Origin of the sequence: Roseixanthobacter psychrophilus (assembly GCF_043195195.1) — a bacterium.
Classification (GTDB): Bacteria; Pseudomonadota; Alphaproteobacteria; order Rhizobiales; family Xanthobacteraceae; genus NCEH01.
In genome coordinates this window covers 1-982 of record NZ_JBAFWT010000150.1, presented here as the reverse complement: position 1 = coordinate 982, position 982 = coordinate 1, and the positions used below count along the sequence as shown (strand labels likewise).

Below are 982 nucleotides of genomic sequence, written 5' to 3'. Positions count from 1 at the left end.
GGTTCATGCAGCGGCTCGGAATGCCGATCAGCGACGATACCATCCTGCGGCAACTGAAGCGCGATGCCGCAGATGCTCAGAGCAACTCCGAGGTTCGGGCGGTTGGCATCGATGACTGGAGCTGGCGGCGCGCGACGAGCTACGGAACCATCATGGTTGATCTCGAGCGCCGCTCGGTTGTCGATATTCTGCACGACCGCAGCGTCGAGAGTGCCGCCAAGTGGCTTCAGAACCATCCTTCTATCGAGGTCGTCAGTCGGGACCGCTGCGGCCTGTATGCGCAGGCCGTCCGCGAAGGCGCACCGCAGGCCCAGCAGGTCGCCGATCGGTTTCATCTGGTTCAGAACCTGCGCTTGGCCATCGAAGAACAGATGAGCCTCTCCGGGCGCGCCACCGGCAGGTCCATCTTGTCGGAGGACGCCATTGTGACGCTGCCACACATCGTCGGCGTGCTCGTCTCACGCATAGCGAATCTCGTCAGGAGATATTCGACATGCTCCACACTTTGCGCCAGGAAGGGCTGTCCTACAGCGAGATCGCCCGACGGACCGGCTATGAACGTCGCAGCGTAGCGAAGTGGCTCAAGTTCAAGGCTCCGCCACACAGGCGGCGGGCAGCACTGAACCCCACATCAACATGGTACTTCGAAACCTTCCTTTCGCAATGCTGGAAGAATGGGAACCGCTGCGGCCGGCACCTCTTTCATGATGTCAGGCAGCGCGGCTACACCGGCAGCTTCGCCAATCTGGAGCGCCTGCTGGGAGCTTGGCGGCGGGTCGAAAGGGGGGCAGGCAGATGATGTACCACACGCGGCTTTGAAGTTGGAGCCGGTTCGAGACCCGGACACCGGTCATGTGATTTCGCCGGTGGTCGCCGCCGCGCTGTGAATCAAGCCGCGAGGCCTACTGACGGACTGGCAGGCAAGGAAGGTCGATGCCTGAAGCAGGGATCTGAGGCTTTCGCCGAGATGCGACGCCTGGCA

Annotated in this window: 1 pseudogene; it reads left to right on the top strand. The window is 62.2% G+C overall.

Annotated features, from left to right (window positions below):
- Positions 1–982 (top strand): annotated as a pseudogene (locus V5F77_RS28920) (transposase); the annotation flags it as partial.